Below are 22,466 nucleotides of genomic sequence, written 5' to 3'. Positions count from 1 at the left end.
ATTATCATATACCCAGCGTTAAAGTCAAGCGGTTTTCATAATCCGTTCAAAAGCATATTTATATTTTCGAAATCGCCAATACGCGTAATTTTGACAAGCTAGAAAGAAAAAGATAATCGTGATGGACAAAGCCTTCGGAAAATAGTTTAAACTAATGAAAAAAATAACCAAACTGCTCAGAAGTGACAGGATGATTAAAGTTGCATATTTAGCAGGAACAAGTGCATAAATTACTCGTCCCCCGTCTAATGGAAAAATAGGAAGTAAATTAACGACTAATATTAACTGCTGCATGACCACTAACATTTCATGTTGAGGGAAATCTAGCAACATTCCAATAATAAGTAAAATAAACGTAAAAAAAGGTCCCGACAATAAGATAAATAATTGTTTGTTCGTATCAAGCTTTGTAAACTGCTCCATTTTTATTTCCCCACCATATGGCAAAATTGTGCAAGATTGCACCCTCGCACCAACCAGTTTCGCCGCAAGTAAATGACCTGCCTCGTGAAATAATAGAGACCCAAAAACAATCGCGTATAAGGCGAATTCTCCAGACAAATAAAAAAATATAAAGATGGGAATCATAATTGGATGTACTTTAAACACTTGCCTATTCATCGGAAACAGTTAGCCAATTAACAATTTCGCTCATTTCAAACTCTTCTCCATCTTTTTGTACTTTAATGTAGAGCAATTCACTTTCAGCAGATGCAAAAATATCCCCCGCACTGATCGTTGTATAAGGCAGTTGATGAAACTCTTCTACAAAACCAAAAGTCGCTGTTTCGCCAGTATCATAGAGAATCGTGAGTGTCTTCCCGGTCTGTCTTGTATATCCTGTGTAGATGATCAATCCATCTGCAGAAGCATACAAATCCTGCGATTGATTGATGGATAACATGGCTCCTCCGTCGTATGGTTGTATGGATTTATATTCTATTAAGGGTGGTGTGGCAACTGGGGCGCTTACGGTAATTGTTTCGTTTGATTTCCCGAAAAAAGCAACTACTCGTTTGACTATTTCATTTGGTTGTTGAGGTGCTACTAGTGTTTCAGCATAAGTTGTGGTTAGTATGTGGTTTTTTTCTAATTTTGTTAAGCCGCTAAAAAGTAAGACAAGTAAAAATGCAATAAACCATTTCTTTCTCGAAAGCATTTCATTCCCCCTAGTAGGAATGTATGAAAGAAGAAAAGGATTCATGAATAAGAAAAGCCGACTCCACTTTCGGAATCGACTTGTGCTTATTTTGAAGAAAACAAAGATCTAAACTTAGACATGAAACTTTTTTTAGGCACATTCATAGACATTAATGGAACAGATTCACCTAAAATACGTCGAGCAATATTACGATAACCAAGTGATGCTGTATTATTTGGATCCATCACGACTGGCTCCCCTTTATTCGAAGAGGTAATAACACTCTCATCATCTGAAATGATTCCAAGTAAATCGATGGATAAATGAGTTGTAATTTCATTAATATCCAACGCATCTCCATTCGTCATTAAATGTTGGCGAATACGGTTGATGATTAACTTAGGCGGTGCAATAGTCGTTTCTTGCTCTAGAAGACCAATAATGCGATCCGCATCACGGACAGCAGAAATTTCTGGAGTTGTTACAACAATCGCTCGATCCGCACCTGCAATCGCATTTTTATAGCCTTGCTCAATGCCTGCCGGGCAATCAATAATCACGTAATCATAATCACGTTTCAGCTCAGTTACTAATTTCTTCATTTGTTCAGGATTAATCGCATTCTTATCCGTCGTCTGTGCAGCCGGCAATAAATAAAGTCTATCTTCAAAGCGTTTGTCTTTCACAAGCGCTTGATGAACTTTGCAACGCCCTTCTATGACATCTACTAAATCATAGATAATTCTATTTTCAAGACCAAGAACGACATCTAAATTTCTTAAACCAATATCGGTATCGATTAAACAAACTTTCTTCCCTTGAAGAGCCAAGGCAGTTCCAAGGTTTGCTGTTGTTGTCGTTTTACCGACCCCACCTTTACCAGAAGTTATTACGATAGCTTCTCCCACATTAGCTTCCTCCTTTAAATGTAGATAAATTTGGTCGTATTAATCGAAGTTCCTGCAATCGATCTATAGCAATAGACCCATTCGTATGTAAAAATGCGCATTCCATTTCGGGATGTTCAGATAATACACTTAGTTCATCAGTCATCAGTTCTATTACTGTATCAATGATGAGATGCGTTGCCTCTAGCCGAGAAGCAGCGATTACTGCCTCACGATTACCGTGTGACCCAGCATGCGCGATTCCTTTTAAACGCCCAAGAACGAAAATATTTCCACCTGCTACAATTCGAGCATTTGGATTCACATCTCCTATTACCACTAAATCGCCAACTGCCGTAATTACTTGTCCAGATCGAACAATTCCTACGTAGGTTTCAGACTGATTTTCTAGTAACTTTTTATTGCATTCTTCTACAGTCATTACTTCACTTTGCACTTTTGTCACACGTAAGTGTTCCGTTTGTTGTACACAGTTTATAATTTCTTTCTTTTGTATATCATTACAATATCGATAGCCTAATTGTAAAAGCACTTCCGCTTGTCCTTCAAAACCTTCATCAGAAACCTTTTTGGCCAGTTCTTCTAAAAGTTCTGCATAGGAACATTGGTCGTCAAGGCGAAGTACAAGGCCCTCTTTCGTTCCTTTAATCGATATCAATTGCTTTTTCGTCAAATCGAGACACCTCAGATCTACTGTTTAACCAAGCCTTATTTTTGAAGCTTTAATGCCTTTTGGTTAAACCGATTTAGAAGAATATATTTAAAAGCCCATCCGAACATCAAAATAAATACTGAATTTGCAATCATAGTCGGGATTAATCTCACTTCTATAAAATCAGCGTAAGTCATACTCTTAATGCCTATGAATGTATAAAATAAAAACAATAATAGCTCGACAACCGCTACAAACAGTAATGTAAGAATAGTAGTAACTATCAAATGCTGATGAACATATTTCGCAATAAAACTGGCCATCAAACACATTAATGGATAGATAAAAGAATATAATCCAATAATATCAATGAAAAAGACATCATACAAGAGTCCAAAAAATAATCCATACCACATCGCCCGTTTTCGATCATAATAAATCGCTAAAAACAGCAGATACATAATCAAAAAACGAGGAACTAAATAATAGAACTCTCCATCTAGTTGAATTGGTGAAAAAAGTCCAAAAATCGGTTCCATATAAAATAATAGAACCGAAATAATTATAACCAAAAAACGAGTCATGGGCCTTCCTCCACAGTTTCAGTTAGATCTTTCCCTGTATTATCACCGTCTGTTCCATCAATTGCTGAAATCGAACGTTTGGCAATAATCACATGATCTAGAATAAAGAAATCTGCTGCTGGTTTGACATAAGCAAGTTTGGTTAATCCATAATCATCCGTCGTTACTTCTGTTACTTCTCCGATTAAAATGCCTTTAGGGAAAATTCCACCAAGTCCAGATGATGTAACTTTTTGACCCTTCTTCACTTCAAAATCAGAATCAATTCGTTTTAACACAAGTTCTTTACGCTTTTCATCATAGCCTTCTATCAATCCAAAAACTTCTTGTTGATCTGCAATGACAGCAGATACTCGGTAGTTAGGATTTTGAGTAGATAAGAGCTCGATCGTTGAAGTGTATGGCGTCGTTAAGATTACTTTTCCTACTAAACCTTCAGAAATCATGACTGCCATATTTTTCTTAACTCCATGGATTTCTCCCTTATCAATAATAATCTTTTCTTCCCATTGATCTGGGTTTCTAGCGATTACTGTAGCATGAATTGGATCAAATTCCCGAAGATCTTCCTTTTTATCTAAAATAGTACGTAATTCTTTGTTTTCTATTGCTAAATCATTTACATCTGCTTGTAAGGAAGCATAATCTACTAATCTTGCTTTTAATCGCTGGTTTTCATCATATGTATTGAGTATAGATTCTACATTATCGAAAGCGCCAGTTACATAGTGGGTCGGCTTGGAAAATACTGCTTGTCCAAAGCCGACCACATCTTTTATAAGTTGTTCTGGCAAAGATGCATGGTCCCGATCGCGCAAAGAAAAGCTGATAAGTGCTACAAGAAAAATCATACCTACAAGCAGCAAAATTAATCGCTTATTGGAAAAAAATTGTGGCATGACTCACTTCTCCTTATCCTCTAGTTTGTTGGCTACGAATCAATTTCATATGGTCCAATGCTTTGCCGGTACCAATAGCAACACAATCTAATGGATTTTCAGCGATGAATACAGGAATATTCGTTTCATCACTTATCACTTTATCCAAGTTTTTCAGTAAAGCTCCCCCACCAGTAAGCATGATTCCACGTTCCATTACATCTGCTGATAATTCTGGAGGTGTTTGTTCTAGTGTTTTCTTCACTCCATCGATAATGACTGCAATTGACTCACGAAGGGCAAGTTCAATTTCTTTCGATGACACTTCTATTGTTTTCGGAAGACCCGTTACTAAATCACGTCCACGAATATCCATTTTCTCTTCTTCGCCAATTACACGAGCAGATCCAATTTCTATTTTAATCGCTTCCGCAGTACGTTCCCCAATTGTTAAGTTATACGTTTTACGTACATAGCTTGTAATCGATTGGTTCATAGCGTCTCCGCCAATTCTGACAGATTCACTCGTCACAATACCACCAAGTGAAATGACCGCGACTTCTGTTGTTCCTCCACCAATATCAACTACCATACTACCAGTAGGTTCCCAAACAGGTAAATTAGCTCCAATTGCTGCCGCGAAAGGCTCTTCAATTGTTACAGCTTCACGAGCACCAGCTTGTTTCGCTGCATCGATTACTGCGCGTTGTTCTACGGATGTAATACCATAAGGGACACAAATCATGACATTTGGTTTACTCCATGACATTCCTGAAGCTTTCATCGCATTTTTCAAATAATATTCGATCATAGCTGAAGTTGTGTCGAAATCTGCTATAACGCCGTCTTTCATAGGACGGATTGCTACGATAGATCCAGGTGTACGACCAATCATATTTCTCGCATCATTACCGACAGCAACAATAGCGCCATTTTGTACATTTTTTGCAACAACGGATGGCTCTCTAAGTACAATGCCTTTTCCTTTGATAAAAACTAGTGTATTCGCTGTTCCTAAGTCAATCCCTAAATCTCTTGATCCAAATCCAAACACAATGCTTACTCCCTTTCTATCTCACGCAATTACCATATAAGTTATAATAAAATCATTTCATTTTATTATAACGGATAAAAGGGAAAATTCACAGTGTCACATGTATCCTTTTTCTTTGAGACTTATAAATTTATGATCGCCGATGATCACATGATCTAAAAGTTCGATCCCCATGATCAGGCCAGACTCAATTAAACGCTTCGTTACATCAATGTCTTCCGAGGAAGGAGAGGGGTTACCTGAAGGGTGATTATGAGCACAAATTATGGAGGCCGCTGAACGTTTGACTGCTTCTCTGAAAATTTCCCTTGGATGTACTATGGAGGCATTTAAGGAGCCGATGAAAATAGTTTGTTTATGGAGCACCTGATTTTTGACATTTAAAAACAACACGACGAAATGTTCTTGTTTCAATGATGTCATGTCAGGCATTAAATAGGATGCAGCATCTTGCGGGGAACGAATCGTATATTTTTCTTCTGTTTGCTGCTGTGACAGGCGTCTTCCAAGCTCCACAGCAGCTAATAATTGAACCGCTTTCGCTTTTCCGATTCCTTTTACAGACATAATTTCTTCAATTGTGGCATTTTTTAATTCATGAATTTGTTCGAAGAAGGTAAGGACTCGGTTAGCCAAATGGAGAACGGATTCTTGTTTCGTACCGCTTCCTAATAAAATGGCGATCAATTCTTGGTTAGAAAGACTTTCGGCACCTTGCCGAATGAGTCTCTCTCTTGGACGATCTGCAATATGCACATCCTTCATCATTAGTCCTGGAGGTAAATTAATCGTCATTTACACCTCTCCTTTGTCGATAGAGATTAATTTTTTCAATAGTAATGTCCGACAAAGCATACTTAAAGGCAATCCAACGACGTTATTATAGTCTCCGTTGATTTTTTGGACAAATAACCCACCTAACGTTTGAATGCCATACCCTCCAGCTTTATCATAAGGATCTTCTGATTCCACATAGGCCTCGATCTGTTCTTCTAGTAATTCGTAAAATTTAACTTCAGTCGATGAAACAAAACCAATGTAATCATCTCCGTGTTGAACAGAAACTCCTGTCATCACTTGATGCGTCTTGCCCGACAGTAGGTTTAAAAACATCTTTGCTTGTTGTTTTGTTTTTGGTTTTCCTAAAGTCGTATTACCCACCACTACAATAGTGTCTGCAGCAATTACTATCGCATCTGGGTTAAGATTAGCGATCGGTTCAGCTTTCATATACGCTAATTGAATAGCTAAATCATCTGGTCTATATTCTTCCTCTAACTGTTCCGTGATGCCAGAAGCTTGGACGTCAAACGGAAGTCCTAATGTACCAAAAAGTTCGATTCTTCTTGGCGACTCCGTGGCTAAGATGATTTGCTTATTTGTCTTGAATTTCATTTGAAATTCCCCCTTTTCATTATTTTACTCGAGAAATATCAAAATGAAAAATGTGTAAAAAACGTGAAAATGGCATTTTGGCCTCTTTTTTTATTAAAAACTTAGTTTTGCACACGTGTTTTTCTCTAAATAATGGGTCATCAAATGCAATCTCATAATCGATGGTTTATCCGAAAATACAGACACTGCTTGAACTATAGTGGCTAAATCATCCGGATACTCTTCTTTTTTTTCAAGCGTATCAAAATATTTTTTTGAAATGTTTTCTTTTTGTAAAGAATTAAATAACTTGGTCACTTTAGGATCTTCACAACCACTAGTGGATACGTATAATGTTTTCGTAAAACTAGGCAATGCATCAGACTGAGCAGAATTCACTTCACTGACAAATAAATCGGTCCACACAAAAAACTGCTCCCCCGCTTGAACGATACTAGCATCCGCTATACCCGGCTGGTCCCCCATAAAATCAAGGGCACTTTCTTTGGAGGTGAACATGCCATATTGTTTTGCTTTAAATGTAAGTTTAGGCTCAGCCGATACTTCTACCTTCCCATCTTCCGTTGCTGGTGTTTTTGCAGTTCCCCCTTTACTCACTACTTTTTCACCATTCGATAAGTTCAATATAAACCCAAATAATAACACTCCAACTACTCCAATGATTAATCCTTGTATACCCGCAAAAATAACTTTACTTTTCGGGTTCCGCCTTCTGATTGGCACGAGACCACCTCTTTTTTACTAACCGTAACACGTGGAATATAAAAAAGGACGAGACCTATGTCGTCTCGTCCAAAAAAGTTATCGAGTTAATAAAACAGATTCATATACCAATCGACAAACGCATCACCATAAAAGTATGCAATGACTGCTGCAATCGCAATCGAGGGTCCAAATGGAATCGGTGTCTTTCGTCCTTTTTTCGCGATTCGCAAGGAAATAATGCCAAAAACAGTCCCAATAATAGATGCCAAAAACAACGTGAGTAACGTGTTCACAGTACCTAATACAAGACCAATCACGAAAAACAACTTAATATCCCCGCCGCCCATACCACCTTTCGACACGAGCGCAATGAAAAACAGCAAACCAAATCCAACTACCGCTCCTACTAAACTATCCCACCAAGGGGTAAGAGGAGAGAAAAACCGACTAGCAATAATAGGAATAATAAAGAATAATAGAATCTTATCAGGTATAAGCATATACGCTAAATCCGAAACCGTAATAATAACCAACATCGAAATAAACAATATCGCGACAATTAACTCGAGCGAAAATCCAAGCTGCAAATAAGCAAAAGCGAATAATAATCCTGTCGCAAGCTCCATCACTGGATACACCCAATGAATCTTCGTTCCACATCCTCTACATTTCCCTTTGAGAAACACAAACGAAAACACAGGAACTAAATCTTTGATCGTCAAATTCCGATCACAAACCGTACAATGCGAAGGAGGTTTAACAATCGACTCTCCTTTTGGCACACGGAGGCCGACTACATTGAAGAAAGAGCCAAATACGAGACCATATAGTAAAAATAAAACTGCATAGACAATTGTCATATTATGTCACCATCACAATTCTTCATCGTAGTAGAAAGTAGTTACTTGAATTTCTGCTGCAACCGTTTCATCCGAGTCCATTGCATAAAACTGTTCTTCCCCAGGCACAGCGAAACTTAATTGGTCTACTCGAACAATGCGCTCCAATGCTTCTAACTCTTCGATAAACAGTTTGAAATGATCATAGTCTTTTGTTAACACAGAAATATTAAAAGTGAGTAATTTTAACTGCGGTGGAAGTACGATCCCTGCTACTGGAGAAACGGGGGTTTCTGTGTCAGTAGTTGCTTCCGTAGTTGTAGTATCTTCTGTTGTTTCTACACCGTCTTCTGTTTCTGTCGGTGCAAGTACCGATTCAGCAACTAGCCCGTCATAATTATTAAAATCGATTGACTCAACAATAGATTCAGTAACTTGTTCTACTTCTTCAATCGAGCGGATTAACTCATCTAAGCCTCGAGTAGGCGGAACTTTTTTCTTCAAATCAAATCCTTGCTCTTCCGTCTCTTCTTCCACCACTACAGGAGCAACTAATTGTTCTTCTAGTACCGCGATCTCACTTTGAACGGTCGTTACAGTAGATTCTTTTGTGTTTTTTTCTTCATTTAATGGATATATAAATAAATAATAAATCGCACCAAGGATCAACGCCACGAATGCCGCTATGACTAAAGTAGCCGTCTTCTTATTACTCATCAAATCATTCATGGACGGGCACCCCCTGCACTCAAATAAGCTTGGTCGATCATGAGTGTAAACGTCGCAGAATAGCGAGATTGTACATCAAAATCAGTCTCCGTACTATCCGCCGTGTCTTCCGTATTACCGGATGGTTCAAATGTAGAAATTGATTGCACTTGGACATCTGTAAAATAAGGACTATTTAATAAATTCTCCACAAATACGGAAAGATCATTCATCGTTTCGAAATCTACGACTAGATCCACACCCGTTTCCCCAAACTGATAATCTCGTAAGTAGGTGTTCTCTAGTAATAACCTATGTACTTCATCTATTAAAGGGCTTACCGGGTAGGAAATACTCTCAACAAATGTTACAGAACTAGCAAGTGTTCCTTGCGCTTCTTGTGCAGAAACAGATGAGGATACTTGGGCAACCAGCACATCTCGTTGTTCTACTAACTGTGTTTCTTCCGAACTTAAAACACTAATGTCTTTTTTTAATGAAAATAATTGCATGATTAAAAATAATACAAGGACACCAAATAACACACCGACTAAAATAAGGACAAGATTACTGGACTGTTTTCGTTCAACCTTAGGTAATAAATTAATTTCTGGAACCATTAATTGACCTCCTTGTATACAAGTCCAATAAGTGAAATATGTCTAGATTTCAACTGAGGATGTAGTGATTGAACTTCTTGATCTCCGATATGGGTTATAGAAGTTTCATAGTTTGATCGTATCTCAGATACAATATGATCGATTTCCGGTGAGTCTCCTAAAATGATTAATTCATCTACTGCTTTTTCTCCTTTATAGAGAGAAAAACGATAGAAATTTAGAATACGTTCAATTTCCGCAATTTGATCGACTAGTTGCATACGATATTCTTCGATCTCGCCGTCATATGAAAACTGCACTTCCGCGCCATCTATTTGCCCACTTCGCCATTTTTTCATCGTTGTGTCGATCGTTTGGTAACGCAGGAACTCTAACTTCCCAGGCGTGTAGATACTAATCGAAACACCTGTAATGGACCAATCTGTGATCAGGTAACTCTTGTGATCCGCAAAAACGTTCAGTGTTTCTAAAAAGCGAATTGTCGATAACGTGCGAACATCTGCGACAGTAGGATTTAAGGACACATCATCTAATAAACCAGTCATTTTACTCACTTCATCAGATGGAGCAGCAAAAAGCGTTGCTTCCCCATCATTCGGATTATCATCATACACATCAATAAGGGGCTGAGCAAAAGGCAAGTGAATCGTGCGTCCAAGCTCCATCTCCACATAAGCCTTTAACTTACCGGCTACTACATCAGTAGGATGTTCAAATGACTTCATCATCACCGAACTATCGGGCACAAAAAAACGCACATCATGTCGTTTAATTCCCCATGCAGGTACAAGCGCTTTCAATTCATCAAATAAAGCCATCTCATCTCGAATTGTGTCCCTTTCAATGATTCCAGGTTGTAACGGATGCTCATACACTACGGCCTGTTTTATATCTAGGCTATTCATCACAATTGCTCGGATGACATATTCATTCACTTCCAAAGCAACAAAACGATTCTTTTTACTTTTGAACATAGCCGGTAACCCCCTTAACTTTCTATCTCTATTCTAGATTAGTTTCACGTTTCAGGAAACGAATTGTTCGTTTGCTCAAATGTGAAAATAAGAGATACAGCAGGCTGGTGCCTGCTGTGGTAAAATATTACTCTTGAAGTGCAACATTTAATAGTATTTCAGTCACAGGATTAGTAGATTTCACAGTTGAGTATTTGGCATTTTTAAGAATGCCGAGTTGAGAATATGTTACAGTCCAACCTGTATCTGTTTTTGTTGCAGAGTAAGTACCTTTAGTAATACCATCTACATAACCAGTTAATTCACCTTGTTCACAAACCGTTGCTACACCAGTAGCACAAACTCCATCCGTCATTGCAATCTTAGCTCCAGAAAGAATACTAGCAGCATCAGATAATATTGCTTTATCTTTGGAATTATCAATAATATTCCCAATTGCTGGTGTAGCAATTGCTGCAACAATTCCAAGGATTACGATTACCGCTAGAAGCTCGATAAGTGTTAAACCTTTTTCATTTTTAAATATTTTTTTGAATTTTGTCATTTTATTATTCCCCCTAGAATTTGTTGTAGAAATTTCGTTCTGTGTTTCATTTATCATTGTTTTCATGACTTATCACCTCCTCAAATTGAAAACAATAATCAATTTCGCCTTGGCTATAACTTACTTCAGAATTTACTGAAGTAAGTTACATCTGTTCATACATACTAAACATCGGCATCATAATCGCCATTACAATCGTTCCTACTACACCTGCTAAAATCACGATCATGAGTGGTTCGATGAGTGATTTTAACGAGTCTACTGTGCGGTCTACATCGTCTTCGTAAAACACTGCAATTCGTTCTAACATATAGTCAAGTGAACCTGTTTGCTCACCAATTGCCGTCATTTGGGTTACTAAAGGTGGAAAAACCCAACTTTTTTCGAGTGGTGCTGTTAGGGTACTTCCTTGTTCCAGGCTTGTCCGTGATTCACGCACTACTTTTGCGACTACTGGATTGCCGATAACTTTCTCTACAATGGTCAGTGCTTGTAAGATGGGCACCGAACTACTGAATAGAGAGGATAGTGTACGTGTCATTCGAGCGATAGCTGACTTTTGAAGCAACTTACCAAATACAGGGATTCTCAGCAGAATCACATTTACCGAGAAATTAAATGCTTCATTTTTTTGATAAAAATAGTTGAATACGACAACTACGATTACAACTAACGGTATGATAATATACCAAGAAGACTGAAGTATTTCACTAAAGCTCATCACTAATTTTGTAATGGTCGGTAGTTCCGCTCCCATATCATCAAACATCGTCACAAATTGTGGTACAACTGTTAACATGAGAACACCCGCTACCACTACTGTCATAATGAGTAAAAAAATGGGATAAACCATCATCGACTGTACTTTCTTTTTCAAGTTATATTGCTTTTCAAAGGAAAATGCTAATCTTTCTAAAGATTCATCCAAGTTCCCTGTTACTTCTCCTGCGCGAATCATATTCACGAATAGTTGTGGAAACACTTTCGGATACTTGGCTGCTGCATCTGAGAATGACAATCCAGACTTTACATCTTCCTCCACTGATTGCAATGCTTTTTTTTAAGGCTTACTCGACGTTTGGTCTGCTAGTATCCGAGTAGATTCTAAGATAGAAACACCCGCGCGTATGAGTGTTGCGAATTGTCGACTGTATACAACAAAATCTTGGTTTTTCACTGTTCCCCCAATGGAAAGTTCTTTGTGAAGAAGACTTTTCGATTCTTCTAGTTCCCTTGGGTTAATCCCTTGCGCACGAAGCTTCGTGATGGCAGCTTGTTTATTAATTGCATCTACAGTACCTTTTTTTACCGCTCCCCCTGTGGTTCGACCGTTGTATTTAAAAACAACCATCAATACTCACCCACCTTCATAAATGGCTTGGCAGATTCCAGTGAAATTTTACCTGTAGTAACTAAGCTTTGTATAGAGGATTCGAGCGTATGCATACCGAGCGCACGGCTTGTTTGCATGACGTTTTGGATTTGATGTACTTTTTCATTGCGAATAAGGTTCGCTACAGATGGTGTATGAACTAATATTTCCGTCGCAGCTACTCGACCTTTTGCATCATGTCGAACAAATAATCGCTGTGAAATAATTCCTTGTAACACATTCGCCAGTTGAATCCGAATTTGCCCTTGTTGATGTGGTGGAAATACATCGATGATTCGGTCAATCGTTGTGGGAGCACTACTAGTATGCAGTGTCGCCATGACTAAGTGACCCGTTTCTGCTGCAGTAATTGCTGTGGAAATTGTTTCTAAATCACGCATTTCCCCAACTAGTATCACATCTGGATCTTGCCGTAGTGCAGCACGTAAACCATTTGCAAAGCTTTGTGTATCTGCTCCTACTTCACGCTGATTGATCACTGATTTCTTATGCGAATGCACATACTCAATTGGATCTTCTAACGTAATAATATGCTTCGATGTCGTTGTGTTAATATAGTCGATCATCGCTGCAAGCGTCGTCGATTTACCCGAACCAGTTGGACCGGTTACTAGGATGAGTCCTTGGGGTTTATCGGCAAGTGTTTTTAGTACATCCGGCATTCCAAGTGTTTCAATCGCCGGTATTTTAGCGTCTATCATACGAGCAGCAATCGCTACATGTGATTGTTGATGATAGGCATTTATACGGAAACGGCACAGATCTGGTAATTCGTAACTAAAGTCCAGTTCACCTTTTGCTTCGAATTCTTCTATTTTAAGCGCAGGTAGAATTTCTTCTAACATAGCTCGTGTATCGGCTTCATTCAATTTAACTTCACCAAAATTTCGTAACACACCGTTTACTCGAAATACAGGAGGAAGTCCAACCGTGATATGCAGGTCGGATGCTCGGTCATGAAACGATTTTTGTAATAAGTCGATTATCGAAATTCCCATCCCATCCACCTCAATCAATTGTTGCAACACGAAGAATTTCTTCCGTTGTTGTTAATCCTTCTTGTACTTTTAAAAGGCCATCTTCTAGCAAGTTATAATAACCAGTTTCTTTCATATAATTTCGAAGCGTTGCTGCGCTTTTCCCTGTTAAAATTGCATCTTTAACAAATTCATCCACTTCAAGTATTTCATGAATCGCAATACGTCCGCGATAACCCGTATGACTACAAACAGGACAACCTCTTCCACGTCGTACTGCCTTTATTTCCATCCCATGATCCATAAAAATAGCTTTTTCACGTTCATTCGGCATTTGCATTTCACTACAATCACGGCAAACTTTCCGAACTAAACGTTGTGATAAAACGCCTACTAATGAAGAAGAAAGTAAGAATGGTTCTACTCCCATGTCTTTCAAACGTGCAACTGATTCAACCGCACTATTTGTATGTAACGTACTAAGTACGAGATGCCCAGTTAAAGAAGCACGAACAGCAATTTGCGCCGTTTCTAAATCACGTATTTCCCCAACCATTACGATATCTGGATCTTGTCGCAATATAGAACGTAGACCAGCTGCAAATGTTAATCCTACTTCTTCGCGAACTTGTATTTGGTTAACTCCTGCTAATTGATACTCTACTGGATCTTCTACGGTAATAATATTGACATCTTCCCCATTAAGTACGTTTAGTCCTGCATACAAAGTGGAAGATTTACCAGAACCAGTTGGACCGGTGATTAAGACAATTCCATTCGGTTTTTTTATCATATTACTAAACGTTTTGTAATTTTTTTCATTGAATCCAAGTTTCCCTAGACTATTGAGCGCGCTGCTCAAGTCTAAAATACGCATAACTACTTTTTCCCCGTAAATGGTTGGTAAAGTGGATAGACGGATATCGATTGGTTTCATATTAACGTTAATTTTAATACGGCCATCTTGAGGCAATCGATTTTCCGTAATATTTAAATTTCCTAAAATTTTAATACGGGCTAATATAACGTTTTGCATATGTTTTGGTAGCGCACGTTCTGTTTTCAAAACACCATCTACACGGTAACGTACGCGAAGTTCTGTTTCTTGTGGATCAAAGTGAACGTCACTTGCACGTTGCGCGACACCGTTCGCGATTATCTGATTCACCAGTCGAACAATCGGTGAGTCTTCATCCGTAATTTGCGTGTCATTTTCTATGTCTACAGGGGTCATATCCATCATTGCTTGATCCATGGACTCTTGCAAATCATAGTATTTCGAAATTGTGCGGAAAAGGTCATCTTTCGCAGCGATACTCGTTTCAATTTGGCATCCTGTTGCCATCCGAACTTCTTCAATGGCAAAATAGTCCATTGGATCGGCCATCGCGATCATTAATTTATTTTTTTCCTTACGTATCGGCATAATATTCGTTCGTTTAGCCAATTCTTTCGGAACTAATTGAATAAGTTCGGGTTCAATCGCAAATTGGTTTAAACTAACGTGAGGAATTCCTAATTGAAACTCTAGTACTTCAATTAACTGTTGTTCGGTTAGTAGATTTTCTCTAATAAGAAAGTCTCCTAGTTTTTCATCCCGACTTTTATTGGATAGTGCATAGTCTAATTGTTCGTTAGTTATAACAAATGATTCAACTAATAAGTCTCCTAGTCGCTTCCTCGCGTTTGCTTTCATCTGCGTTGCCCCCTTTCTTTGTTATTCCTTTGTAATTGAATCGATTACTTTTCCACCTTTGTCGTACTCAGTGCCAATAGGTAATCCAGTCTCTTCATCTATTTCTGTTTCTGTTGATTTATCTTTATTAGTCCCATCGGCATTAGCTTTTGGATCCGTTTCTGTTGATGGTTTGGTCTCTACATCTGGAAACCCGTCTCCATTCAGATCCATTTCTAAATCTGGATCTGCTACAGTCGGTGTTTCAGGCACTAGAGATGACTTCATAATAACTCGGTTGATCGGCGGATAATAATCTGCACTAATTAACTCTTCTTTTTCAAAAGAGCCTTTCTTTTCCGAAATAGTTCGGTAAACAGAAACGCGTAAACCAGCTTTTCCTTCTTCTACCAGTTTTTCTTGTCCAGCTTTTAACTTAGCGGAATAACGGTAAATAGTTTTAGGCTTAATCTCTACTTTATCGGCCACTCGGTAAGTCGCTTCTGTGTCTAGTGGAACTGAGTAAATCTCTACTAATAGATCTGTTCCTTTAAGTTGCACTTTTAAGACTATTGGAGCGCTATTTGTATGGATAAACTTTAGATCTTTATTCGTGTTTTTACGTATTTTCGCTTCTATACCTGGTTCAAGATAGTTTGGCATGATTCCCTGCGAATGTCGTTCCACTATTTCAACATTTGTTTGGAGTAATACACTATATAAAACCGAAGCAACAAAATCGACACTTTCTCTATTTGCATCTACATTTATTTCCTTCAAACCGTCTAGTAAAGAAAAAACTTCTCCACTTCCAATGACTTGTTCATTTAATGCAGAGACAATATTCGTTAACCCATTTGAATTGACCGCTATATTTTCTAAACTAAAAGCGATACGTTCCGTTTGAAACATGGATAAATCGAGTGCAATTGTTTCGATTGGTTCCATTGATAGAATGCCAACTTGATTGTTTATATTCGCAATCGTTTCTTCTGTATCCAATTGAGCGGTGTCTTCTATTAATGTTATTAGTTCTGGATTCGTCGTAAATTGTAAAGGAATATGGACAGTTGGAGCAGACTTCCAAAATGCATACCAAGGTGTACCCATTTGATTTTCGTACTGTTCAACAGTTGCTTCGACATCAAAGGTAAACCACTCTGGATTTAGCGAAATATCTGTATTATTACCAGTTAATAATATTGGATTTTGCTTCCACTCAGTAATTTTTGCGTTTAATACAGAAATTATTTCATCCTTTTCAAGCGATTCCACTTCTTGTCCACCAATAGTAGAACCAGAAACTTCCCCTTCTGCTTTTACTTGTTGCTGCAAAGGAGCGAAATTACCGGACCACATATAAAAAAGAAAAGATGTTAAGATAACTAAAACAACTGTTTTCCAAATAATTTTCACTAGTTCACTTCCCTTATAATGAATCTCTTTATCTATTAAGTATAACTTACATTTATTAATCATTTAATAGGTATTAAGAACCTCTTGTTTTATAAAAAAACAACTTTTTTACTATTTACTATCTATACATTTGAATGCACTGAAATTTAAATTGATTCTTTCTACTTATTTATATATGATTAAGGTACCAATTACAAGTATAAATTAGAAGATTTTACAAATATATTTTTATAGTACCCTATATACCTCACAAGTAGACTGTTAGTTTCCTCATCGCATGATTAATAAATGTGTGCATTTAATAGAAGAAGATGCTAAATGAAGACGATTTTCGCACCTAAAAAGGAGGATTGCCTAATGTTCCATAATCTTAAGAATAACAGTGGGTTTACATTAATAGAAATACTAGCGTCTGTCGTGTTGCTAACCGTAGTACTCTCCATGTTTCTATCAATCTTCCCACAAATGGCGAATATGAATAATCGTACAGGCGATAATTTGGATGCAGCGAATGTGGGGAAAGAAGTTTTGGTGAAAATGAAGAAAATAACATATGGGGATGCAATAGAAATAAGTAAATTAACTGATTTACCTATAGAAAACGCAAAAAAAATTAGTACTTCACCAAATACAGTAATCGAAGGCAATTATAATTCTTTCAAGGTTAGAATGACTATTTACCCTAATGCTAGCGCCAATGTTACAGGAACTGCACAATCTTTATACCTGATGAAAATTGAAGTAATGAATGGTAACAATACATTAACAACTACCCACGGATATTTAGAGAAATGATTTTTTCTAAAGAGGAGTTTTCTTATGACAAAAAAATTTAACGAAAAGGGAATAACCTTAGTAGAATTGCTCGCTGCTCTTGCATTATTCGGAGTGATCTCAGTACTTATTTGGAATCTCTTTTTTCAAGCGTTGAATTTTAACGATAGAGCCGTTACACAAAATCAATTGCAACAAGAGGCGAACTTGATTGTGAATACGATACAGCAAATTCATACAAAATATACAATCACTAGCATAACAAACATCAATGATACTTTAACTGTAAATTACGATGACAATAAACATGAAGATTTTGACAAAGAAAATATTAAATACTTATTAGTCCCAAAAACTATTAATCCTAATAAAGAGTTTATATTCGATTTAACGCTTGAATCTCGTGCCAATTCATCAATCAAATTCAATGTAAAAACAACCTTCAGTAAACTAGCAGGAAAAAACCAATGAAAGGAGATGCTTCATTATGAAATCAGTTCAAAATGAAAAAGGTTACACCCTCCTACTAACCCTAGTAATTATTTTCATTATTATCATATTCTTTTCTTCATTTTCTTTAAGTGCAATGAATCAACAAAAACAAGTTGAAAAAACGGATGAGAATTATGAAGCTACAGCGATTGCAGAGATGGGAGTTGAATATTATCAAACGATGACCCTTAATTTAATTGCAAAACATTCAAAAATTGCAAAAGATAATATTTTAGGACTTCCAGCTGATGAGTTAAACAATTCAAGTATAAGCAATATTAAAGTTACACAAATGGGGTTATTAAAAGATGAAATTAGAAACATAATGAGTAATTCTAACAGTCCAAACATTGAGGTTTCTGATTCGAACACTTTTAAGATAACTGATTATATAAATGAAACCGATTCTTCAATCCCTAATGGAGAATCCTGGACAATATATGTTACAGGTTCTGTTGACGGAGAAAACAAACTTAAAACCAAAATAATTTCAGCAACTTTCGCACTTCCAGCTGGCTTGAATCTAGTTGCTACTACACTTACAAGTGGAAGTGGAAACGAACCTGGAACCGGAACTCCAACAGAAGATAGTATTACCTTTAGCCCTTTAGTAACCATTCCAACCTTTCCAGAAGTGAATTCTGCAAACATAGTAGATGAAAACAATATGCCGATTCCACCATGTAATGGTAATATACAAAATAATACTTGTAGAGATAATAGTTTCAACAACCTAGGAAATTTATTAAATTCTAACATTTATACTGATGGAAGCAAAAATTTTGAAGGTAATGGACCATCTTATTCCCTAAATTCAAAAGTTTATATTAACGGAAATTTGAATTTTAACAATTTAAATAACCAATTCAAACGCCTATCTTTATATGCTAGTGGAACAATTACAATGCCTAATATGGATGGAAGAGGTATGTTAATACAAAGCGAAAGCGATATTATTTTAAACGCTATTAATGGGACTAATGAATCTATCGATAAAGTAAATGATGGTTTATTTATTTATACTCCTCAAAAGGCGACATTCAATAATGACTTAAACGCTAATTATTTAACATTATCAGCTGACAGTGCTACATTCAAAAATTTAAATTCTTTCAAACACAGTACTATTGAAATCAAAAAAACACTTGAAAAGAGTATTACAAATTTCCCTCAAATTAATTTTTTTGACAACAGCCAGATTCAAATATATGCTTCAGCAAGTTTTCCAATTATAAACAATGGTATATATAATGAAAGTATCATTAGCGTCAAAGAAAACGCTACATTCGGATATACCGGACCTGGTATTATTGACAGTAATGTCAAGGTGGGTGGTATTGCTAATTTTGAAAAGGTAGTAAAATTTAATAATAGTAACATGCAAGTTGGTGGTAATGCTAAATTTTTTATTCAAAATAGCGAAGCAGGTATGGAAAGCTCTACTATAGTTGTTGATAGCATAAGCTTTACAGCAGCAGCTAACAACGCCAAATTTGAGATTTCGAACGGGTCTAAACTATGTATTAGAAATGGAGATTACGATTCAATTAAAAGTTTTGTGAACGTAAATAGTGCAGGAGGCAATAAAAGTGAAATAATATTCCTCGGCTCTCCAAATAAAAACGAAAATGGTTTTATTTCATACTATGAAGAGGAGACATTTAATTCAGTCTGTGGCATTACATCAACACCTGGTACTCCTTCAAATTCTTATGAGATTAAGGATAGTTCATTACCATCTAAGGAAGAAATTACAACTAAAATAGAATATAATTAATTTCGTGCCAAGTGTTAGAATAAAATATACAATTCATTTATCGAGTGCAGCAGACACGCGCTAATAACAGGAGAATCGAGATGAAGAAGAGCCAAAAAAGTGTAGCATTAACTTTCTTGGCTCTTTCCTTCTTTTCAAAAAATCTGCCGGCTTTAGAAAAACCCAAACGAAACCGCGGCCTTTCCCTGTGTCAGACTCAAATGTTCTTTATTTGTGGCTGACACCGGGAAAGGTTACTAAACCACGCTAGAAAAGCACATACAGCGCCGAGGAGTTCGACACAAATGCCCCTTCAATTTGTGGCTAACTCCTTGGCGCGCTCCTACTTCGCTTTTTTGTGTTACTTAGATAATTTTTTTGGGTGATGTTTCGAGGAGCGCTTTCTTGTTTTAGTCACAAATTGAGGAACATTTGAGTCTAAAACAAGAAAGCTTAGTTGGTTTGGTCGGATTTTGTTTCGTGACCCGCCCCGGTGTTAGCCACAAATTGGAAAAATATTTGAGTCTAACACAGGGGCGGGGCCGGGGTTCTCTTAGAAAACGACCAACTACCTGCGACTTACTTAGTGTTTTGTAAACCATCAAATTAAATTATCATCCACCTCTTCTACATGTTTAATATTTCTGCTTAAATTATTTTTCGCGATTTATAAAATATAGCAAAATCGATATACGACTTAACCGTAAATAAGTGAAAATGGGGACTTTTCTCATATGTTTGCACTTATCTAAAAATATGTCGTACATGACTTTTGCTCAATTATGAAATTGGGGACTATTCTTTGGTGGGTTGGTTTTTATACGCCGTTCCATTTTGTTAGAAGCGCTCCATGAAGTGGCTATTATGCACAATCATCCCCTCGATTACAATCATAATATAGTGAATATGGTTGAAAAAGGAGAGGGTTTTGTGAAAAGGAAAGTTTCGAATGAAAAAAGACCAAATTTCCTCATATTTATTGTGGATGAAGAAAGATTTCCTACTGCTTATGAAAATGAGGAACTAAAAAAGTGGCGTAAGGAAAATTTAAAAACGCAGGAATTATTGCTTCAGAACGGGATGGAGTTTCGCAATCATTATATTGGTAGCACTGCTTGTTCTCCAAGTCGAGCCACTTTATATACTGGGCAGTATCCATCGTTACATGGTTTAACGAAAACGGTTGGTGGGGCTTCGGAGTTGTTTGATCATGATATATTTTGGCTTGATCCAAATACTGTCCCGACAATCGGGGATTATTTTCGTACTGCTGGTTACCAAACCTATTGGAAAGGGAAATGGCATGTTTCTGTTCAGGATATTTTATTTCCCGGGACACATAATGCTATGCCAAGTTATGATCCGACTACCGGTGTTCCAGAGCCTAAAATCGAAAAACTCTATGTTGATGCAAACCGTTTAGATAATTTTGGGTTTTCCGGTTGGGTTGGCCCAGAACCTCATGGTACGGATCCACATAATTCCGCTTCTTCCGCAGGTATTGGAACGAAAGGTCGTGATGAGGTGTATTCGAGAGAGGTGGTTAATTTAATCCATGCTCTTGAAGAAGAGTCTTGTCAAAAAGATGCCAAACCTTGGTTAATCGTATCTTCATTCCTAAACCCTCATGATATTGCTTTATATGGAGAACTTACGAAACACTCCCCTTTATATAATTTTGAAATAGACTCATCCGTACCAGTAATTCCACCTGCTCCTACAGCCAATGAATCGCTACTAACAAAGCCTACCGCCCAAGCGATTTATCGTGACACATATCCCAAAACTTTTCAGCCAACAAGAGATAGCCTTTTTTATCGACAACTTTACTACTCCCTTCAAAAACAAGTAGATGGTGAGATGCATAAAGTTTATGAGGCGTTAAAGAATTCTAATTTCTATGAAGATACAATCATCATTTTTACTTCCGATCACGGGGAACTATTAGGTTCACATGGAGGATTATTTCAAAAATGGTATAACGCTTACGAGGAATCTATTCATGTTCCTTTTATCATTCACAACCCACTATTGTTTCCAAAACACCAAATGACGGATATGTTGACAAGTCATGTAGATATTTTCCCTACCTTGCTTGGTCTCGCTCATATTGATGGAGACAATATTCGAAAAGAGCTTCGTAAAGATCATAGCGAAGTACGTCCACTTGTAGGGCGTGATCTTAGTAGATTACTACTTGGAAAAACTGACTTTTTACGGGCAAATGAACCGGTTTACTTTATGACGGATGATGATGTAACAAGAGGTTCTAATCAAATTAACTTTGCTGGTAAGCCATACAATTCAGTCTCCCAGCCTAACCATATCGAAACCGTAATCGCCTATCTTCAAACAGGTAAGAATAAGGAAAATGAGCTTTGGAAACTCTCACGTTACTATGATAACCCTAAGTTTTGGAGTGACGCGTATGTCCAGGATCAAGTAGCAGAGATAGAAGTGCAGTTTCCCGTTGATATCAGTACATCCATTTCTGTTTCAAAAATAAGGACGAAAACAGAACCTGTACCCGATCAATTTGAATTATACAACGTAACACTAGATCCGTATGAAGTAGAAAACTTAGCCGATCCTACAAATGTAAATATAGAAACAAATATTATTCAAACAATAATGACCAAACTCTTGGAGGAACAAAGCAAGCAAAAAAGGCTGACTCCGTCCAGTGATGAATTTCCAGACTCTAAGTTAGAAACAATTAGACAGGATTCTGACGATTGACTACAATTCTTTTATGGAATGCAACAGAAGAATCAAAATGAAGAAGAGCCAAGAAAGTGCAGCATTAACTTTCTTGGCTCTTTCCTACTTTTCAAAAAATCTGCCTGCTTTAGCAAATTCCAAACGAAACCGCGCCCTTTCCCTGTGTCAGACTCAAATGCTCTTTATTTGTGGCTGACACAGGGAAAGGTTACTAAACTACGCTAGAAAAACACATACAGCGCCGAGGAGTTCGACACAAA

General features: G+C 37.2%; 23 protein-coding genes and 1 pseudogene. 5 read left to right on the top strand and 19 right to left on the bottom strand.

Annotated elements, in window-relative coordinates; all coding sequences use genetic code 11:
* Nucleotides 1–24 precede the first annotated feature (24 nt).
* From C7437_RS00965 to C7437_RS00875, 19 genes and pseudogenes are all read right to left on the bottom strand, one after another.
* Entirely contained in the window at nucleotides 25–588 is a 564-nt protein-coding gene (locus tag C7437_RS00965; RefSeq protein WP_245909222.1) for a metalloprotease, read from the bottom strand.
* Nucleotides 589–613: 25 nt separating this feature from the next.
* Complete coding sequence (locus tag C7437_RS00960) at nucleotides 614–1,159, bottom strand: hypothetical protein (protein WP_111437780.1); 546 nt, start codon at nucleotides 1,157–1,159, stop codon at nucleotides 614–616.
* An 86-nt stretch (nucleotides 1,160–1,245) separates the two neighbouring features.
* Nucleotides 1,246–2,049 carry a septum site-determining protein MinD gene (gene minD, locus C7437_RS00955; RefSeq protein WP_111437779.1) on the bottom strand — a complete coding sequence of 268 codons (804 nt, stop codon included), beginning with the start codon at nucleotides 2,047–2,049 and terminating at the stop codon, nucleotides 1,246–1,248.
* 1 nt (nucleotide 2,050) lies between these two features.
* Nucleotides 2,051–2,722: a septum site-determining protein MinC gene (minC, locus tag C7437_RS00950; protein ID WP_111437778.1), complete on the bottom strand. Its 672-nt coding sequence runs from the start codon at nucleotides 2,720–2,722 to the stop codon at nucleotides 2,051–2,053.
* Nucleotides 2,723–2,757: 35 nt separating this feature from the next.
* Complete coding sequence (mreD, locus tag C7437_RS00945) at nucleotides 2,758–3,285, bottom strand: rod shape-determining protein MreD (RefSeq protein ID WP_111437777.1); 528 nt, start codon at nucleotides 3,283–3,285, stop codon at nucleotides 2,758–2,760.
* A complete protein-coding gene (gene mreC / locus C7437_RS00940) occupies nucleotides 3,282–4,184 on the bottom strand; it encodes a rod shape-determining protein MreC (protein WP_111437776.1) in 903 nt (300 codons plus the stop codon). The genes mreD and mreC overlap by 4 nt, the downstream gene beginning before the upstream one ends.
* A gap of 13 nt (nucleotides 4,185–4,197) precedes the next feature.
* Nucleotides 4,198–5,217 carry a rod shape-determining protein gene (locus tag C7437_RS00935; RefSeq protein WP_111437775.1) on the bottom strand — a complete coding sequence of 340 codons (1,020 nt, stop codon included), beginning with the start codon at nucleotides 5,215–5,217 and terminating at the stop codon, nucleotides 4,198–4,200.
* A gap of 96 nt (nucleotides 5,218–5,313) precedes the next feature.
* Nucleotides 5,314–6,012, bottom strand: coding sequence for a RadC family protein (gene radC / locus C7437_RS00930; protein ID WP_111437774.1), 699 nt, complete (start codon nucleotides 6,010–6,012; stop codon nucleotides 5,314–5,316).
* Nucleotides 6,013–6,612, bottom strand: coding sequence for a Maf family protein (locus C7437_RS00925; RefSeq protein WP_111437773.1), 600 nt, complete (start codon nucleotides 6,610–6,612; stop codon nucleotides 6,013–6,015).
* Between the two features lie 93 nt (nucleotides 6,613–6,705).
* Nucleotides 6,706–7,335 carry a hypothetical protein gene (locus C7437_RS00920; protein ID WP_111437772.1) on the bottom strand — a complete coding sequence of 210 codons (630 nt, stop codon included), beginning with the start codon at nucleotides 7,333–7,335 and terminating at the stop codon, nucleotides 6,706–6,708.
* An 86-nt stretch (nucleotides 7,336–7,421) separates the two neighbouring features.
* On the bottom strand, nucleotides 7,422–8,177 hold the full coding sequence (locus C7437_RS00915; RefSeq protein ID WP_111437771.1) for a prepilin peptidase: 756 nt from the start codon (nucleotides 8,175–8,177) through the stop codon (nucleotides 7,422–7,424).
* Between the two features lie 12 nt (nucleotides 8,178–8,189).
* Nucleotides 8,190–8,885, bottom strand: coding sequence for a potassium transporter (locus C7437_RS00910; protein WP_111437770.1), 696 nt, complete (start codon nucleotides 8,883–8,885; stop codon nucleotides 8,190–8,192).
* Nucleotides 8,882–9,484, bottom strand: a complete 603-nt coding sequence (locus C7437_RS00905) for a PilN domain-containing protein (protein ID WP_111437769.1) — start codon at nucleotides 9,482–9,484, stop codon at nucleotides 8,882–8,884. The genes C7437_RS00910 and C7437_RS00905 overlap by 4 nt, the downstream gene beginning before the upstream one ends.
* Nucleotides 9,484–10,458, bottom strand: a complete 975-nt coding sequence (gene pilM, locus C7437_RS00900) for a type IV pilus biogenesis protein PilM (RefSeq protein ID WP_111437768.1) — start codon at nucleotides 10,456–10,458, stop codon at nucleotides 9,484–9,486. Before pilM ends, C7437_RS00905 begins: the two co-directional genes overlap by 1 nt.
* A 127-nt stretch (nucleotides 10,459–10,585) precedes the next feature.
* Nucleotides 10,586–11,002: a type II secretion system protein gene (locus C7437_RS00895; protein ID WP_111438948.1), complete on the bottom strand. Its 417-nt coding sequence runs from the start codon at nucleotides 11,000–11,002 to the stop codon at nucleotides 10,586–10,588.
* Nucleotides 11,003–11,147: 145 nt separating this feature from the next.
* A pseudogene (locus C7437_RS00890) lies at nucleotides 11,148–12,353 on the bottom strand (type II secretion system F family protein).
* A complete protein-coding gene (locus C7437_RS00885) occupies nucleotides 12,353–13,393 on the bottom strand; it encodes a type IV pilus twitching motility protein PilT (RefSeq protein ID WP_111437767.1) in 1,041 nt (346 codons plus the stop codon). The pseudogene C7437_RS00890 and the gene C7437_RS00885 overlap by 1 nt, the downstream one beginning before the upstream one ends.
* 10 nt (nucleotides 13,394–13,403) lie before the next feature.
* A complete protein-coding gene (locus C7437_RS00880; protein ID WP_111437766.1) occupies nucleotides 13,404–15,068 on the bottom strand; it encodes a GspE/PulE family protein in 1,665 nt (554 codons plus the stop codon).
* A 21-nt stretch (nucleotides 15,069–15,089) separates the two neighbouring features.
* Complete coding sequence (locus C7437_RS00875; RefSeq protein WP_170122287.1) at nucleotides 15,090–16,463, bottom strand: VanW family protein; 1,374 nt, start codon at nucleotides 16,461–16,463, stop codon at nucleotides 15,090–15,092.
* A 357-nt stretch (nucleotides 16,464–16,820) separates the two neighbouring features.
* Here C7437_RS00875 and C7437_RS00870 point away from each other — a divergent pair, with 357 nt between their 5' ends.
* The 5 genes from C7437_RS00870 to C7437_RS00855 all read left to right on the top strand — a co-directional run bounded on the left by C7437_RS00870 (nucleotide 16,821) and on the right by C7437_RS00855 (nucleotide 22,224).
* Nucleotides 16,821–17,258: a PulJ/GspJ family protein gene (locus C7437_RS00870; RefSeq protein WP_170122286.1), complete on the top strand. Its 438-nt coding sequence runs from the start codon at nucleotides 16,821–16,823 to the stop codon at nucleotides 17,256–17,258.
* 24 nt (nucleotides 17,259–17,282) lie between these two features.
* A complete protein-coding gene (locus C7437_RS00865; protein ID WP_111437763.1) occupies nucleotides 17,283–17,708 on the top strand; it encodes a prepilin-type N-terminal cleavage/methylation domain-containing protein in 426 nt (141 codons plus the stop codon).
* A gap of 16 nt (nucleotides 17,709–17,724) precedes the next feature.
* Nucleotides 17,725–19,506 carry a hypothetical protein gene (locus C7437_RS00860; protein WP_111437762.1) on the top strand — a complete coding sequence of 594 codons (1,782 nt, stop codon included), beginning with the start codon at nucleotides 17,725–17,727 and terminating at the stop codon, nucleotides 19,504–19,506.
* An 80-nt stretch (nucleotides 19,507–19,586) separates the two neighbouring features.
* On the top strand, nucleotides 19,587–19,727 hold the full coding sequence (locus C7437_RS16810; protein WP_170122285.1) for a hypothetical protein: 141 nt from the start codon (nucleotides 19,587–19,589) through the stop codon (nucleotides 19,725–19,727).
* Between the two features lie 688 nt (nucleotides 19,728–20,415).
* Nucleotides 20,416–22,224: a sulfatase family protein gene (locus C7437_RS00855; RefSeq protein ID WP_245909175.1), complete on the top strand. Its 1,809-nt coding sequence runs from the start codon at nucleotides 20,416–20,418 to the stop codon at nucleotides 22,222–22,224.
* The last annotated feature ends 242 nt before the right edge of the window (nucleotides 22,225–22,466 follow it).

Source organism: Psychrobacillus insolitus (assembly GCF_003254155.1).
GTDB classification, from domain to species: Bacteria; Bacillota; Bacilli; order Bacillales_A; family Planococcaceae; genus Psychrobacillus; species Psychrobacillus insolitus.
Note: the sequence above shows the minus strand (reverse complement) of the source record. Positions and strands in the feature narration are given on the sequence as shown.

Bases quoted from the DNA above. Each gene is read 5' to 3' on its own strand.
- C7437_RS00965 (WP_245909222.1), bottom strand. From the start codon at position 588: ATGATTCCCATCTTTATATTTTTTTATTTGTCTGGAGAATTCGCCTTA.
- C7437_RS00960 (WP_111437780.1), bottom strand. From the start codon at position 1,159: ATGCTTTCGAGAAAGAAATGGTTTATTGCATTTTTACTTGTCTTACTT.
- mreD (WP_111437777.1), bottom strand. From the start codon at position 3,285: ATGACTCGTTTTTTGGTTATAATTATTTCGGTTCTATTATTTTATATG.
- mreC (WP_111437776.1), bottom strand. From the start codon at position 4,184: ATGCCACAATTTTTTTCCAATAAGCGATTAATTTTGCTGCTTGTAGGT.
- radC (WP_111437774.1), bottom strand. From the start codon at position 6,012: ATGACGATTAATTTACCTCCAGGACTAATGATGAAGGATGTGCATATT.
- C7437_RS00925 (WP_111437773.1), bottom strand. From the start codon at position 6,612: ATGAAATTCAAGACAAATAAGCAAATCATCTTAGCCACGGAGTCGCCA.
- C7437_RS00915 (WP_111437771.1), bottom strand. From the start codon at position 8,177: ATGACAATTGTCTATGCAGTTTTATTTTTACTATATGGTCTCGTATTT.
- C7437_RS00910 (WP_111437770.1), bottom strand. From the start codon at position 8,885: ATGAATGATTTGATGAGTAATAAGAAGACGGCTACTTTAGTCATAGCG.
- C7437_RS00905 (WP_111437769.1), bottom strand. From the start codon at position 9,484: ATGGTTCCAGAAATTAATTTATTACCTAAGGTTGAACGAAAACAGTCC.
- pilM (WP_111437768.1), bottom strand. From the start codon at position 10,458: ATGTTCAAAAGTAAAAAGAATCGTTTTGTTGCTTTGGAAGTGAATGAA.
- C7437_RS00895 (WP_111438948.1), bottom strand. From the start codon at position 11,002: ATGACAAAATTCAAAAAAATATTTAAAAATGAAAAAGGTTTAACACTT.
- C7437_RS00885 (WP_111437767.1), bottom strand. From the start codon at position 13,393: ATGGGAATTTCGATAATCGACTTATTACAAAAATCGTTTCATGACCGA.
- C7437_RS00880 (WP_111437766.1), bottom strand. From the start codon at position 15,068: ATGAAAGCAAACGCGAGGAAGCGACTAGGAGACTTATTAGTTGAATCA.
- C7437_RS00870 (WP_170122286.1), top strand. From the start codon at position 16,821: ATGTTCCATAATCTTAAGAATAACAGTGGGTTTACATTAATAGAAATA.
- C7437_RS00865 (WP_111437763.1), top strand. From the start codon at position 17,283: ATGACAAAAAAATTTAACGAAAAGGGAATAACCTTAGTAGAATTGCTC.
- C7437_RS00860 (WP_111437762.1), top strand. From the start codon at position 17,725: ATGAAATCAGTTCAAAATGAAAAAGGTTACACCCTCCTACTAACCCTA.
- C7437_RS16810 (WP_170122285.1), top strand. From the start codon at position 19,587: ATGAAGAAGAGCCAAAAAAGTGTAGCATTAACTTTCTTGGCTCTTTCC.